The organism is Propylenella binzhouense (assembly GCF_009866965.1).
Taxonomy (GTDB): Bacteria; Pseudomonadota; Alphaproteobacteria; order Rhizobiales; family Afifellaceae; genus Propylenella; species Propylenella binzhouense.
Genome location: NZ_SPKJ01000050.1, coordinates 16,657 through 29,334, shown reverse-complemented (window position 1 = coordinate 29,334; position 12,678 = coordinate 16,657). Strand labels below are relative to the sequence as shown.

Here is a 12,678-nt window from a genome sequence, read left to right as displayed (position 1 = left end):
GCCTCGCGCCGACGCTGCTCGGGCCCGGCGGGGGCGGGGCGGCCGCCGACCCGGCCGACGCAGTGGCGCTCCGCTCCGAACCGCCGTCCTGGAGCCGCGCGATCGGCACGGGGCTCGTCTGGGGCGCGGTCTGGCTCGTGCCGGTCGCCGCGCTCGTCCTCGTCCTCGGCTGGAACCACGTCTTCGCGCAGGAGGCGGTGTTCTTCTCCAAGACGGCCGCGGTGAGCTTCGGCGGCGCCTATGCCGTGCTCGCCTATGTCGCGCAGCAGGCGGTGGAGGTCCATCGCTGGCTGGCGCCGGGCGAGATGCTGACCGGGCTCGGCCTCGCCGAGACGACGCCCGGCCCGCTCATCCTCGTCCTCGTCTTCGTCGGGTTCCTGGGCGGCTTCCGCGGCGAGACGGGGCTCGACCCCTATCTCGCCGGCACGATCGGCGCGCTCGTCACCGTCTGGACGACGTTCGCGCCCTGCTTCCTGTGGATCTTCCTGGGCGCGCCCTTCATCGAGGCGCTGCGCGGCAACCGCGCGCTCAACGGCGCACTCTCCGCCATCACCGCGGCGGTCGTCGGCGTCATCGCCAATCTCGCGGTCTGGTTCGCGATCCACGTCCTCTTCGCCGAGGTCGGCGTGGCGCGGCTCGGGCCGGTCGCGCTGCCGGTGCCGGAGCTCTCGTCCTTCGACTGGCGTGCCGGCGCGATCGCGCTCGCCGCCGGCCTCATGCTCCTGCGCTTCCGGGTCGGCATGGTCCCGACGCTCGCGGCCGCCGCGGCGGCGGGCGCCCTGCTGAAGCTTTTCGGGATCTGATCGCGGCGTCCGAAATCAGTCGAAGAGGCTCGAGACCGACTTCTCCAGCGCGGTGCGGCTCACCGCCTCGCCGAGCAGCGGCGCGATCGAAACGACGCGGATGTTGTGGGCGGCGCGGATCGCGCTGGTCGTCTCGATGGAATCCGTGATGACGAGCTCGCGGAGCTTCGAGGCCGTGATGCGCGCGACGGCGCCGCCGGAGAGCACGCCGTGGGTGATGTAGGCCGTCACCGAGATCGCGCCCATCGAGAGGAGGGCGTCGGCGGCATTGCAGAGGGTGCCGCCCGAATCGACGATGTCATCCACGAGCAGGCAGTGCCGCTTGTCGACGCTGCCGATGATGTTCATCACCTCGGACTCGCCCGGCCGCTCCCGGCGCTTGTCGACGATGGCGAGCGGGGCGTCGATGCGCTTGGCGATCGCGCGGGCGCGGACCACGCCGCCGACGTCGGGCGAAACCACCATGACGTTATTGGTTTCGTAGCGTTCCTTGATGTCGCGCGTGAAGACCGGGGCGGCGTAGAGATTGTCGGTCGGAATGTCGAAGAAGCCCTGGATCTGCCCGGCATGGAGATCGACGGTCAGCACCCGGTCGGCTCCGGCCTCGGTGATGAGGTTGGCGACGAGCTTCGCCGAGATCGGCGTGCGTGCCGCCGATTTCCGGTCCTGGCGGGCATAGCCGAAATAGGGCAGCACCGCCGTGATGCGGCGGGCGGACGCGCGGCGGAGCGCGTCGATGATGATGAGAAGCTCCATCAGATTGTCGTTCGCCGGGAAGCTCGTGGACTGCACCACGAAGACGTCCTCGCCGCGGACGTTCTCCTGGATCTCGACGAAGATCTCCTGGTCGGCGAAGCGGCGGACCGCGCACTGGGTCAGTTCGGAATCGAGATATCCGGCAATGGCTTGTGCGAGCTGTCGGTTGGAATTGCCGGCGACGATCTTCATGCGGAGGGGTCCTCGAGCCTCAGGGCAGGGCGAGCCGCGGCCCGGCGCGCATGCGCGGGGTCACAGGACGGCGCGCTTGTAGCAATGTCGTCCGGGTGCCACAACAACCCTGTTCGCGCCGGCGGCGGGGCGCCTTAGCGCACGATGAGTTCGAGCCCGTGCCGCGAGAGCGATTCCGGCGCGCCTTCGGTCGTGAGATAGGTCCGACCGAGGCACATTGCGGTCTCGGTGTCGGAATCCATCAGGATCATGTGCGCGAAAAGCACCATGTTCGGCGCGATCGTGACCTCGTTGTCGCGGTAGAACATCGGCCAGTCCATCCAGGACGGGGCGTAGCGCGCCCCGAGCGAATAGCCGCATGCGTTCAGCCGGTGGCGCGCGAGCCCGTGCGCGTCGAGCGCTTCGGCATGGGCCGTGTAGACCTCGCCGAAGGTCCGGCCCGGCTGCATCACCGCCTCGCAGGCGGCGAGCGCCTCGGCGGCGGCCGCGTGGAGCTCCCGGTGCCGCTCGCTCGGAACCCCGACCACGACCGTGCGCATCAGCGCCGCGTGGTAGAGCCGGAACGTGCCGGCGAACTCGAGCGTGATCTGGTCGATTTCGTCGAGCTTCCGCCGGCCCGTCTTGGTGCGGCAGAGGAGGGCGTCCCGGCCCGATCCGATGACGAAGGGATTGGCCGGATAGTCGCCGCCGCCGCGGAAGATGACGTCCTGCATGGCGGCGAGGACCGCGCCCTCGTCGGCGCCCGGTCCGATCGCGGCGAGCCCCGCGTCGAGAGCGTCGTCGGCGAGCTCGGCCGCCCGCCGCACATAGGCGATCTCGGCAGGGCTCTTCACGGCGCGCAGCCTCCGCACCAGGTCGGAAGCGTCCTCGATGTCGCCGAAGCTCTTCAGCGTGTCGTCCATCGCGCGCCCGTTCGCTGCGGTCAGGCCGTGGGTGTCGTACTCGATCCCGATCCGGGAGCCGAGCAGGTCCAGATCGTCGAGGAGCTCCCTCAGCTGCAGCGCGGGGCTGGCGTTCATCTGGTCGGCCCAGACCACGATCTCCGTGATCAGCGAGGTGTGCCGCGCCTGGCGGAGGTCGGCGGAGCGGGTGAGGAGCGTCAGCTTTCCGTCCCGCGTCAGCACGAGGCACTGGAAGAAGCAGTAGCCGAAGGTGTCGTAGCCGCTCAGCCAGTAATGGCTTTCGGGCGCGAACATGAGGAGGGCGTCGATCTTCCGCCGCGCCATCTCCTCGAGCACGTGCGCCTTGCGCGCGTCGAACTCGTCCTGCTCGAAATGGAGGGCCATGTCTAAGGCTCCTGTAGGGCGATGGCGGAGAGCTGGCGCCCGTAATCCGGCTCGTTGCGGTGGGTCGCCCGGCGATAGGAAAAGAACCGGTTCTCGTCGGAATAGGTGCAGAGCGCCAGGTCGTCGACCGTGCCGATCCCGGCTGCGCGCAGGCGGGCGGCGATATAGCCGGGGAGGTCGAACATCGCGTGCCCGTCGCGCTCGGACGGACGGAAGAAGGCGGCGTTCTCCGGATCGGCCGCCACGAAGCGCGCCACGAATTCCGGCCCGACCTCGTAGGCATCGGCGGAGATCATCGGGCCGAGCGTGGCGACGATGCGGCCGCGTTCGGCGCCGAGGCCCTCCATCGCCTCGATGGTCGCCTCGAGCACCCCGGTGAAGGCGCCTTTCCAGCCGGCATGGGCGGCGCCGACGATCCCGGCGCTGCCGTCGGCGAAGAGAACGGGCCCGCAATCGGCGGTCCCGATCCCGATGGCGATGCCCGGCCGGTCCGTCACGAGAGCGTCGGCCTTCGGGCCTTTTCCCGCTTCCCACGGCTCGGTCACCACCACGGCGTCGGCGCTGTGCACCTGGTAGGGCGTCGCGAGACGTTCCGGCCGCACTCCGAGATGCGCGGCCGCCCGCGCCCGGTTGGCGAGCACGGCAATCCTGTCGTCGCGGCTGCCGATTCCGGTGTTCATGCTGTCGTAGAGGCCGGAGGACACGCCGCCCTGCCGGGTGAAGAAGCTGTGGGCGACCCCCGGCACGCGCTGGAGCGCGGCGGCGGTGAGCCCGAAGGGCCGCATCTGGTCCGTCATGGCCGGGACGTTGCCGCCGGGTTGCTGCCGAGTCAAATCGCGTTCGGGAAGGGAGGGGGCGGGACGTCCGCGGGCGTCACCGCCATCGCCTTGAAGAGCGTGCCCATCGCATCCGGCCCGGCGAGCCGTTCCACCGCGGCGCGGAGCGCCTCCTGCGCTGCGGTGCCGCGGCCGCGTCCGAGCCGTGCCGCGCGTTCGAGGAGGCCGAGCGCGAGCAGGAATTCGCCCTGGCCGATCGGTCCGTGCGGCACCGCTCCGCCTGCGCGGAAGGCCTTGGCGAGCGCCTCGAAGTCGACATGGGCGGTCAGGTCCGATTCGCCGGGCGCGGCGAGCGGATCGCTGTAGCCGTGGCGGCGGACGGCCTGCAGCGTGTCGCCGGGCGCGGTGCGCCTGTGTCCGTAGTCGAACACGATGGCGCAGCCGCCGTTCCGGGCGATCCGCGCCCCGATCTCCTCCGCGATGGCGTTCGCGGCGGGGCTCACCTCCAGGATCGCCCCCTCGGGTGCATCGAACGCCGTCTCGATCTGGCCGGGGCCGATCCCGAAGGCGAGCGCGCCGGTTCCGTCGAGCCCGACCACCCGTTCGCGCCAGGCGCCCGCGGCCCGCACGAACTGCCGCACCGGGAGCGCGTCGAAGAACTCGTTCGCGACGAGGAGGAGCGGCGCGCCGGGCACGCCGGCGAGGCGGTCGTGCCAGCTCACGCGCCCCGCATGGGCTGCGAGCGTCTCCGCCTGGCGCTTGCGCAGCACGGGGCTGGTCTCGACGAGATCGACCGGGATGCCCTCGAGGCCGGGTATGCGGGCGAGCACGCGCAGCACGTCCGCCGCGAGCGTGCCGCGGCCGGGTCCGAGCTCGACGAGACGGGCGCCGGGAGGTGCGCCGGTCAGGCGCCAGGCATGCGCGAGCCAGGCGCCGACGATCTCGCCGAACATCTGGCTGATCTCCGGCGCCGTCGTGAAGTCCCCCGCTGCGCCGAGCGGGTCGCGGGTGGTGTAGTAGCCGTGATCCGGATCGCCGAGGCAGATCGCCATGTAGTCGGCGACGGTGATCGGTCCGTTGGCGGCGATGAGGCGCCGGAGACGGTCGAGGAGGGGCGTCGTCACCGCCGCGCGCGCGCGATCGCCCAGGCCGCCGTGGCCGCTCCCACGATCACCATCGGGATCGAGAGCAGCATGCCCATCGTGAAGAAGCCCGTGATGAAGCCGAGCTGCGGATCGGGTTCGCGGAAGAACTCGACGATCGTCCGGAACAGGCCGTAGAGGCCGATGAACGCCGCGCAGGTCAGGCCCGGCCGCCCCAGGCTCCGGAGCGAATGGGTCAGGAAGCGCAGCGCGAGGAAGAGCGCCGCGCCCTCGAGCGCCGCCTCGTAGAGCTGGCTCGGATGGCGCGGTTCCGGGCCGGCGCCGGGGAAGACCATCGCCCAGGGCACGTCGGACGGACGACCCCAGAGCTCGCCGTTGATGAAGTTGGCGATCCGTCCGAAGAAGAGGCCGAAGGGCGTTGCGGCGGCGGCGACGTCGAGCAGGGAGAGGACCGGGATCCGCCGCCTGAGCGCGAAGAGGACGAGCGCGAGCGTGGTGCCCAGCATGCCGCCGTGGAACGACATTCCGCCCTGCCAGAGGCGGAAGAAGCCGAGCGGGTCGTCGAGGAAATGTCCCGGCTGGTAGAAGATCGCGTAGCCGAGCCGGCCGCCGAGGACCACGCCGAGCGTCACCCAGATCAGCAGGTCGTCGATGTCGGCGGGGGTGATCGGGGCAGGGCGGTCGCCCCAGATCCGCTGCGTGCGCGCGAGCCGCTTGGCGTAAGCCCAGCCGAGCAGGATGCCGGCGAGATAGGCGAGCCCGTACCAGCGGACGGCGACGGGACCGATCTGGAAGGCGATCGGGTCGATATCGGGAAAGCGCATGCGGCCCGGCTTGGCTTCGAGGCGGCCGGACCATGCGTTGGGCCCGCCGCCGGCGTCAAGCCGCGGCCTTGTTTCTGTCGATAACGCGCTTTATCTGTCGGGTCTGGCGGAGGCTGTCTCGCCGGCGCCGACCCGGGCCCGTGATGGGCGGCCGATCCGGCGGGACGCCGGGCCGAGTATTGGCAGCCCGCGGGAGAGTACGATGACCCAAACCTCCAGCCGCATCCTGGACGAGTTCGCGAAGCTGATGACCGATGCGGCCGGCGTTGCGCAGGGGGTCCGCCGCGAGGCGGAGACCGCCTTCCGTCACCAGGCGGAGCGCTTCCTGGGCGACATGAACCTCGTCCAGCGCGAGGATTTCGAGGTGGTGCGCGAAATGGCCGCGCGCGCCCGCGCCGAGGCCGAGGCCCTGAAGGTAAGGGTGGCGGAGCTCGAGACGCGCCTGGCGAAGCTCGATGGCGGGGCCCGCCACGGTGCGCGAGGCACGCGCGAAGCCGCCCCCGAGGCCGGGTCCGAGGCCGGCACCGATATCTGATCTTTTTCGCGGGATAAGTCCCGCCCGCCGATTGAGACGGTGCCATTCGGGTCGCGGCGTGTTTCACTATCGGCGGACGACAAGAGATTCGCGCTGCTCACCCATCCTATCGCGGGGTCAGAAAGCTTGGATCACCCTTCGGCATCAAGCGCCGACCGGCCCGACCGGGTCCGAGCTTCCTTCGTCCTGCGTTCTTCCTCCCAAAACAGCGAGGACATCCCAATGAGTCTGATCGACATCGACATGTCCATCCATCAGAACCCTGTCGATCTGGTCGAGCAAATCGCGTCCTCCCACGATTGGGCCTTCGACCGCTCCGGCGAGGACGAGATCACCATTTCGGTGTCCGGCAGCTGGTGCGACTACAACATTTCGCTGTCCTGGATGGGTGAGCTCGAAGCCCTCCATCTCGCCTGCGCGTTCGACTTCAAGGTTACGGAGCGGCGGAAGAACGAGGTGATGCGCCTGCTCGCGCTCGTCAACGAGCAGCTCTGGATCGGCCATTTCGACCTGTGGCAGGCCGAAGGCGTCGTGATGTACCGGAACGGGCTCCTGCTGACCGAAGGCATGGAAGCGGGCTCGGGCCAGCTCGAGGCCATGCTGAATGCCGCCGTCGAGGCGTGCGAGCGCTACTACCAGGCGTTCCAGTTCGTGATCTGGGCAGGCAAGTCCCCGGAAGAGGCGCTCGGCGCGGTCCTCTTCGAGACGCACGGCGAGGCCTGATGCTGGAGAGCGCCGCCCCGCTCCTTCTCGTGGGGGCGGGGAAGATGGGCGGCGCCATGCTCGAGCGCTGGCTCGAACTGGGGCTGCCGGCCGCCGGTGTGACCATCGTCGATCCCTATCTGGACGAAGGCGCGAAGCAGGCGTGGTCCGGGCGCGGCGTCCGGGTCGAGGCCGCGGAGGCCGCACCGCCGGCGGTGATCGTCCTCGCCGTCAAGCCGCAATCGATGGAGACCGTGCTGCCGGCGATCGCCGGGCGCGCCGGGCCCGCGACGATCGTGATCTCGATCGCGGCCGGCGTGGGCCTCGGGCGCATCGCCGCCGCGTTTCCGGCCGGGCAGCCGGTTGTCCGGGTCATGCCGAACACGCCGGCGCAGGTCGGCAAGGGCATGAGCGTCGCCTGTGCGAACGATCGCCTGGATGCCGGCGGCCGTGCGCTCGTCGATGCGCTGCTGGGGGCGGTCGGCGAGGCCGCCTGGATCGACGACGAGGGGCATATCGACGCCGTCACCGCGGTGTCGGGCTCCGGCCCGGCCTATGTCTTCCTCCTCGCCGAATGCCTGGCGGAGGCGGGCCGGCAGGCAGGGCTTCCGGCCGGCCTCGCGGACAGGCTCGCGCGCCAGACGGTCGTCGGCGGCGGCGCGCTGCTCGCCGAAAGTGCGCTTCCGGCGTCGAAGCTCCGCGAGAACGTGACGTCCCCGAACGGCACCACGGCCGCGGCGCTCGCGGTTCTCATGGCGGCGGACGGGCTGCAGTCGCTCCTCACCAAGGCGGTGGCGGCGGCGCGCGCCCGCTCGCTCGAGCTCGGCTGAGCTGCGCGGCAGGCGGGCGCGATTGACGGCGCGTTCCGGCTCCTGTTCAACGCGGCGGACCGCAGACGAGGGAGGCATGGGATGGCCACCGCCAAGTTGCGCCAGCGCATTGTCCAGACGCTTCTGGCGCTCGCCGCCGAGCGACGCTGGGACGAGGTTACGCTCGAGGCGATCGCCGATCGCGCGGGCGTCACGCTGCAGGCGCTCCGCTCCGCCTTCGACGGCCGCATCGCGATCCTCGACGCGTTCGTGCGCGGCATCGACGAGCAGGTGCTCGCCGCGCGCGATCCCGAGCTTGCCGAGGAGGCGCCCCGCGAGCGGCTCTTCGATATCCTCTTCGCGCGGATCGAGGCGCTCCTGCCCCATCGCGCGGCGATCCGCGGGCTCGCCCAAGCCGCGTTCCGCGATCCGCTCCTCGCGCTCGAGCTCAACCGCATGACGGTGCGCTCCATGAGCTGGATGCTGACCGCGGCCGGGCTGCCGGCGACCGGCATTCGCGGCGCCGCACGGGCGCAGGCGCTGGCGGTGATGTGGTCGCAGGTCATGCGCGTGTTCCTCGACGACACGGATCCGGGCCTTGCCCGCACCATGGCGGAGCTCGATCGCAGGCTGCGCCGCGCCGAGCGCGCGGCGATCCGGTTCGACCGGCTGGACCGCTTCCTCCGGGGGCGGCGTCCGCCGTCCCGCCGCGCGGCCGACGACACGGATACCGATCTCGCCGAGGGGCATCCGTCTTGAGCGGTCCTGCGCCGGCGGGGACGATCGCCTTCCCCGACTTCCTGAAGGTCGACATCCGCGTCGGGCGCGTGGTCGAGGCGACGCCCTTTCCGGAGGCGCGCAAGCCCGCGATCCGGCTCGTGATCGATTTCGGCGAGGCGATCGGACGCAGGAAGTCGTCCGCCCAGATCACGAAGCACTACCGGCCGGAGGACCTGGTGGGCCGCCTGGTGATGGCCGTCGTCAACTTCCCGCCACGGCAGATCGGGCCGATGATGTCGGAGGTGCTGACGCTCGGCGTGCCAGACGAGGAGGGCGAGGTCGTGCTGCTCGTGCCCGACAAGGAGGTCCCCGTCGGCGGCCGCCTCTATTGATCAGGCCGGAATCCGGAGCGTCGCCCGGAGACCGCCGAGCGGGCTGTCGGAAAGGGTGATGTCGCCGCCGTGGCTGCGCGCCACGTCGCGGGCGATGGTGAGGCCGAGGCCGCTTCCGCCGGCATCGACGTTGCGGCCCTCGTCGAGCCGGTAGAACGGCCGGAAGACGGATTCCCGGTGCTGCTGCGGAATGCCGGGGCCGTCGTCGTCGACGATGATCGTGAGCCAGCCTGCCTCGTGGTGCGCATCGACCCTGATACGGCTCGCATGCTTGCCGGCATTGCCGACGAGATTGGCGAGGCAGCGACGAAAGGCGACCGCGCGGGCGACGATCGTCGGCTCGCCCGAGAAGGTGATCTCGACGGCATGGCCGGAGCGGCGGGCGGCCTCCGCGATATCCTCGAGCTCGGCCGCAATGTCGATCGCCACGGCGGGCTCCGCGGCGTCGCCCTTGGCGAAGGCGAGATAATCCTCGAGCATCCGGCTCATCTCGTCGACGTCGCCGCGGAGCGCGTCGATCTCGGGCCCGTCCCCGAGCATCGCCAGCTCCAGCTTGAAGCGGGTGAGGATCGTCCTGAGGTCGTGGCTCACGCCCGACAGCATGATCGTCCGCTGTTCGACGTGCCGTTCGATCCGCTCCCGCATGTCGATGAAGGCCTCGCTCGCCTGGCGGACCTCGCGGGCGCCCCGGGGCTGGAACTCGCCGACCGGCCGGCCGCGCCCGAACGCCTCGGCGGCATGGGCGAGGCGGAGGATGGGCTTGATCTGGTTTCGCAGGAAGAGGAGGGCGATGGCGATGAGGATGAGCGAGGTCACCACCATCCAGACCAGGAAGATGTGCGAATTCGACGCATAGGCCTGGTGGCGCGGCGCGAACACGCGCAGCACGTGGTCGTCGAGCTTGATGCGGATCTCGACCATGTCCGAATTGCCGACCGTGTCGATCCAGAACGGCCGGCCGATGCGGTTCGTGATCTCCTCCGAGAGCGTGCGGTCGAGGAGGGAGAAGAACGGCTTCGGCGCGGCCGGCGGGAGCGGATCCGGCGGCAGCACCGAAATGGTCAGGTTGAACGTCTCCGCCGAGATCCGGCTTATGGTCGCGAAGCGCGGGTCCTGGGGATAGGTCTCGATGATCTCGATGATCGCGGCGATGTCGCGCGTCACCGCCCCGGAGAGGCGCCGGGTGACCATCTGCCAGTGCCGTTCCATGAAGACGTAGGCGATCACCGACTGCAGCAGCACGATCGGCGTCACCACGATCAGGATGGAACGGGCAAAGAGTCCCTTCGGAAGGCGCCGGGTGAGCGCGCCCCCGAAGCGGCCGAGGGGACGCAGGACGATTCCGGCGCGGCCCGCGATCCCGCCTGCAAGGCGGCCGAGCGGCCGGGCGGTCGCCTGGATCCTCGTTCCGATGTCACCCATCAGCGCCATCGCGGCGGCCCCTCTCCGCGCGCCGGCCGGTGGCGCGGGCTAGTCGACGAGCAGACGATAGCCAATGCCGCGGACGGTGTGCAGGTGGATCGGGTTCGACGGATCGCCTTCGATCTTTCGCCTCAGCCGGTTGATCTGGACGTCGACGGTCCGCTCGCCGCCATTGCCGCCTTCGCCCAGGAACTCGTAGCGGCGGATCGTGTCGCCCGGCCGCGAGGCGAGGAGGCGGAGCATCTCGCGCTCGCGCTCGGTGATGCGGACGAACTCGCCGCCCTTCTTCAGTTCGCCGCGCTGGATGTGGAATACGAAGGGCCCGAAGCGGACCTCGTCGATGGCGGGGCTCGGCGGCACGGTTCCGCGCCTGAGGATATTGTTGATCCGCAGCAGCAGCTCGCGCGGCTCGAACGGCTTGGCGAGATAGTCGTCGGCACCGGTTTCCAGGCCCTCGATGCGGTCGCGGGCCTCGCCGCGGGCGGTCAGCATGAGGACCGGGACGTCCGAATTCGCACGCAGGCTCCTCGTCAGCTCGAGCCCGGATTCCCCCGGCATCATGACATCGACCACCAGCAGGTCGAAGGAGATGTGGTCGAGCTGGCGGCGCGCCTCCGCGGCCGAGCCCGCGGCCGTGACGCGGAAGCCGTTGCTTCCGAGGAACTTCGTGAGGAGGTTGCGGATGCGGCTGTCGTCGTCGATCACCAGCAGGTGCGCGGCGTCGTCCGGGAGCCCGGATGCCCGTTCCTGCAGCCCGTACCCACTCACGGCTTGCGGCCCATGCGCGCGAGCGCGGCCGCACGCGAGCGGCCGGGCGCGTCGACCATGCCGAAGAGGAACTGTGCCACGGTCTCGCGGCCTCCGGCGGGAAGGCCGGCGAGCGCCGCCCGGATCCGCTTCGACTGCGGCTCGGCCAGCCGCCGCGCGAGCGTGATGCCCGCGTTCGTGGCATAGAGCAGGCGCTGGCGGCGGTCCTCCGATCCGGTCCGCTGCTCGATGAAGCCGGAATCGATGAGCTGCTTCAGTACGCGGCCGAGGCTCTGCTTGGTGATCTTCAGGATTTCGAGCAGGTCCGCGACGGTGAGGCCGGGATTGCGCGCGACGAAATGGAGCACGCGATGATGCGCGCGGCCGAACCCGTACTGGGCGAGGATGACGTCCGGATCCGAGGTGAAGTCCCGGTAGGCGAAGAACAGGAGCTCGATGAGATCGACCGCCTGGTCTCCGGCGAGCTCACCGGAGATCGCCGTCGGTTTGCCGGCCGGCCGTACCGTCGCAGTTACGTCAGTCATGTTGACATATTTCGCCCGGCTGGTTAGCTAAAGCAAGTCTCGCGCCGTAGACCACGAAGGCGTAACCTTCTCCGGCAGTTTGCGCAAATTGCGGTAGCGCGCAATCGGCTCGGCCGCGACGCAGAGGCAGCTCAACTGCCCAGCATGAGGAGACGGCGATGGCCGGTGTTCCCTTCGATTCGATGACAGGCAAGATCTGGTACAATGGCGATCTCGTGGATTGGTCGGACGCCAAGCTGCATGTGCTGAGCCACGGCCTGCACTACGGCAGCTGCGTGTTCGAGGGCGAGCGCGCCTATGGCGGCGTGGTCTTCAAGAGCCGCGAGCACAGCATCCGCCTGCACGAATCTGCGCGCCTCCTGGATTTCAGCGTTCCCTACAGCGCCGAGGAGATCGACGAGGCCAAGAAGCTGGTCCTCGAGGTGAATGGCTTCTCGGATGCCTATCTTCGGCCGGTCGCCTGGCGCGGCAGCGAGATGATGGGCGTCGCGGCGCAGACGAACCGGATCAACGTCGCGATCGCGGCCTGGGAGTGGCCGTCCTATTTCGACCCGGCACAGCGGCTGAAGGGCATTCGCCTCGACATCGCCGAGTACCGTCGGCCAGACCCGCGCACGGCTCCGTCGCGCTCCAAGGCCGCCGGCCTCTACATGATCTGCACGATCTCCAAGCACCAGGCGGAGCGCAAGGGCTATGCCGACGCGCTGATGCTCGACTGGCAGGACCGGGTGGCGGAGTGCACCGGAGCGAACGTCTTCTTCACGAAGGACGGTGCGATCCACACCCCGACGGCCGACTGCTTCCTGGACGGCATCACGCGGCAGACGGTGATCGATCTCGCGCGCCGGCGGGGCATCGACGTGGTCGAGCGGCGCATCCTGCCGGCCGAGATGGAGGACTTCGAGGAGTGCTTCATCACCGGGACGGCGGCCGAGGTCACGCCGGTCGGCGAGATCGGTCCGTACAAGTTCGCCCCGGGCGAGGTCTGCCGGGTGATGTTCGAGGACTACATGGCCGAGGTCCAGCAGAAGCCGGCGGCGAGCCGGAAGTCGGAAGCGGCCTGAGC

Annotated in this window: 15 protein-coding genes; 7 read left to right on the top strand and 8 right to left on the bottom strand. The window is 70.0% G+C overall.

Features of this window, described 5'->3' with window-relative positions:
- On the top strand, positions 1–803 hold an 803-nt coding region (locus E4O86_RS14190; RefSeq protein WP_161141203.1), incomplete at its 5' end, for a chromate transporter.
- Between the two features lie 15 nt (positions 804–818).
- On the opposite strand, the gene E4O86_RS14185 is transcribed toward E4O86_RS14190, so the two are convergent.
- The 5 genes from E4O86_RS14185 to lgt all read right to left on the bottom strand — a co-directional run bounded on the left by E4O86_RS14185 (position 819) and on the right by lgt (position 5,740).
- Entirely contained in the window at positions 819–1,751 is a 933-nt protein-coding gene (locus E4O86_RS14185) for a ribose-phosphate pyrophosphokinase (RefSeq protein ID WP_161141202.1), read from the bottom strand.
- A 134-nt stretch (positions 1,752–1,885) separates the two neighbouring features.
- Positions 1,886–3,037 (bottom strand): M24 family metallopeptidase, encoded by a 1,152-nt coding sequence (locus E4O86_RS14180; protein ID WP_161141201.1) that lies wholly within the window; start codon positions 3,035–3,037, stop codon positions 1,886–1,888.
- A gap of 2 nt (positions 3,038–3,039) precedes the next feature.
- Complete coding sequence (pgeF, locus tag E4O86_RS14175; protein WP_246206399.1) at positions 3,040–3,834, bottom strand: peptidoglycan editing factor PgeF; 795 nt, start codon at positions 3,832–3,834, stop codon at positions 3,040–3,042.
- A 32-nt stretch (positions 3,835–3,866) separates the two neighbouring features.
- Positions 3,867–4,937, bottom strand: a complete 1,071-nt coding sequence (locus E4O86_RS14170; protein WP_343039166.1) for a class I SAM-dependent methyltransferase — start codon at positions 4,935–4,937, stop codon at positions 3,867–3,869.
- The gene (lgt, locus tag E4O86_RS14165; protein ID WP_161141200.1) at positions 4,934–5,740 is read right to left on the bottom strand and encodes a prolipoprotein diacylglyceryl transferase; all 807 of its coding nucleotides are present in this window, start codon (positions 5,738–5,740) and stop codon (positions 4,934–4,936) included. The genes E4O86_RS14170 and lgt overlap by 4 nt, the downstream gene beginning before the upstream one ends.
- Before the next feature lie 202 nt (positions 5,741–5,942).
- Here lgt and E4O86_RS14160 point away from each other — a divergent pair, with 202 nt between their 5' ends.
- The 5 genes from E4O86_RS14160 to E4O86_RS14140 all read left to right on the top strand — a co-directional run bounded on the left by E4O86_RS14160 (position 5,943) and on the right by E4O86_RS14140 (position 8,898).
- Positions 5,943–6,275 (top strand): accessory factor UbiK family protein, encoded by a 333-nt coding sequence (locus E4O86_RS14160; RefSeq protein WP_161141199.1) that lies wholly within the window; start codon positions 5,943–5,945, stop codon positions 6,273–6,275.
- 222 nt (positions 6,276–6,497) lie between these two features.
- A complete protein-coding gene (locus E4O86_RS14155; RefSeq protein WP_161141198.1) occupies positions 6,498–6,998 on the top strand; it encodes a type III secretion system chaperone family protein in 501 nt (166 codons plus the stop codon).
- Positions 6,998–7,807 (top strand): pyrroline-5-carboxylate reductase, encoded by an 810-nt coding sequence (gene proC / locus E4O86_RS14150; RefSeq protein ID WP_161141197.1) that lies wholly within the window; start codon positions 6,998–7,000, stop codon positions 7,805–7,807. Before E4O86_RS14155 ends, proC begins: the two co-directional genes overlap by 1 nt.
- An 81-nt stretch (positions 7,808–7,888) precedes the next feature.
- Positions 7,889–8,545, top strand: a complete 657-nt coding sequence (locus tag E4O86_RS14145) for a TetR/AcrR family transcriptional regulator (RefSeq protein ID WP_161141196.1) — start codon at positions 7,889–7,891, stop codon at positions 8,543–8,545.
- Positions 8,542–8,898: a tRNA-binding protein gene (locus E4O86_RS14140; RefSeq protein WP_161141195.1), complete on the top strand. Its 357-nt coding sequence runs from the start codon at positions 8,542–8,544 to the stop codon at positions 8,896–8,898. Before E4O86_RS14145 ends, E4O86_RS14140 begins: the two co-directional genes overlap by 4 nt.
- On the opposite strand, the gene E4O86_RS14135 is transcribed toward E4O86_RS14140, so the two are convergent.
- Genes E4O86_RS14135 through E4O86_RS14125 form a run of 3 tightly spaced genes read right to left on the bottom strand, consistent with a single transcriptional unit; the run spans position 8,899 to position 11,612 of the window.
- Positions 8,899–10,329, bottom strand: coding sequence for an ATP-binding protein (locus E4O86_RS14135; RefSeq protein ID WP_425500130.1), 1,431 nt, complete (start codon positions 10,327–10,329; stop codon positions 8,899–8,901).
- Between the two features lie 39 nt (positions 10,330–10,368).
- Positions 10,369–11,088 (bottom strand): response regulator, encoded by a 720-nt coding sequence (locus tag E4O86_RS14130; protein ID WP_343039165.1) that lies wholly within the window; start codon positions 11,086–11,088, stop codon positions 10,369–10,371.
- Positions 11,085–11,612 (bottom strand): MarR family winged helix-turn-helix transcriptional regulator, encoded by a 528-nt coding sequence (locus E4O86_RS14125; RefSeq protein ID WP_161141193.1) that lies wholly within the window; start codon positions 11,610–11,612, stop codon positions 11,085–11,087. Before E4O86_RS14125 ends, E4O86_RS14130 begins: the two co-directional genes overlap by 4 nt.
- 158 nt (positions 11,613–11,770) lie before the next feature.
- Between E4O86_RS14125 and E4O86_RS14120 the strand changes: the two genes are divergently transcribed.
- Positions 11,771–12,676 (top strand): branched-chain amino acid aminotransferase, encoded by a 906-nt coding sequence (locus E4O86_RS14120; RefSeq protein ID WP_161141192.1) that lies wholly within the window; start codon positions 11,771–11,773, stop codon positions 12,674–12,676.
- The last annotated feature ends 2 nt before the right edge of the window (positions 12,677–12,678 follow it).

Coding starts and splice junctions, on each gene's coding strand:
- E4O86_RS14135 (WP_425500130.1), bottom strand. CDS start 10,329: ATGGCGCTGATGGGTGACATCGGAACGAGGATCCAGGCGACCGCCCGG.
- E4O86_RS14185 (WP_161141202.1), bottom strand. CDS start 1,751: ATGAAGATCGTCGCCGGCAATTCCAACCGACAGCTCGCACAAGCCATT.
- E4O86_RS14160 (WP_161141199.1), top strand. CDS start 5,943: ATGACCCAAACCTCCAGCCGCATCCTGGACGAGTTCGCGAAGCTGATG.
- E4O86_RS14145 (WP_161141196.1), top strand. CDS start 7,889: ATGGCCACCGCCAAGTTGCGCCAGCGCATTGTCCAGACGCTTCTGGCG.
- E4O86_RS14125 (WP_161141193.1), bottom strand. CDS start 11,612: ATGACTGACGTAACTGCGACGGTACGGCCGGCCGGCAAACCGACGGCG.
- pgeF (WP_246206399.1), bottom strand. CDS start 3,834: ATGACGGACCAGATGCGGCCCTTCGGGCTCACCGCCGCCGCGCTCCAG.
- proC (WP_161141197.1), top strand. CDS start 6,998: ATGCTGGAGAGCGCCGCCCCGCTCCTTCTCGTGGGGGCGGGGAAGATG.
- E4O86_RS14155 (WP_161141198.1), top strand. CDS start 6,498: ATGAGTCTGATCGACATCGACATGTCCATCCATCAGAACCCTGTCGAT.
- E4O86_RS14180 (WP_161141201.1), bottom strand. CDS start 3,037: ATGGCCCTCCATTTCGAGCAGGACGAGTTCGACGCGCGCAAGGCGCAC.
- E4O86_RS14120 (WP_161141192.1), top strand. CDS start 11,771: ATGGCCGGTGTTCCCTTCGATTCGATGACAGGCAAGATCTGGTACAAT.
- lgt (WP_161141200.1), bottom strand. CDS start 5,740: ATGCGCTTTCCCGATATCGACCCGATCGCCTTCCAGATCGGTCCCGTC.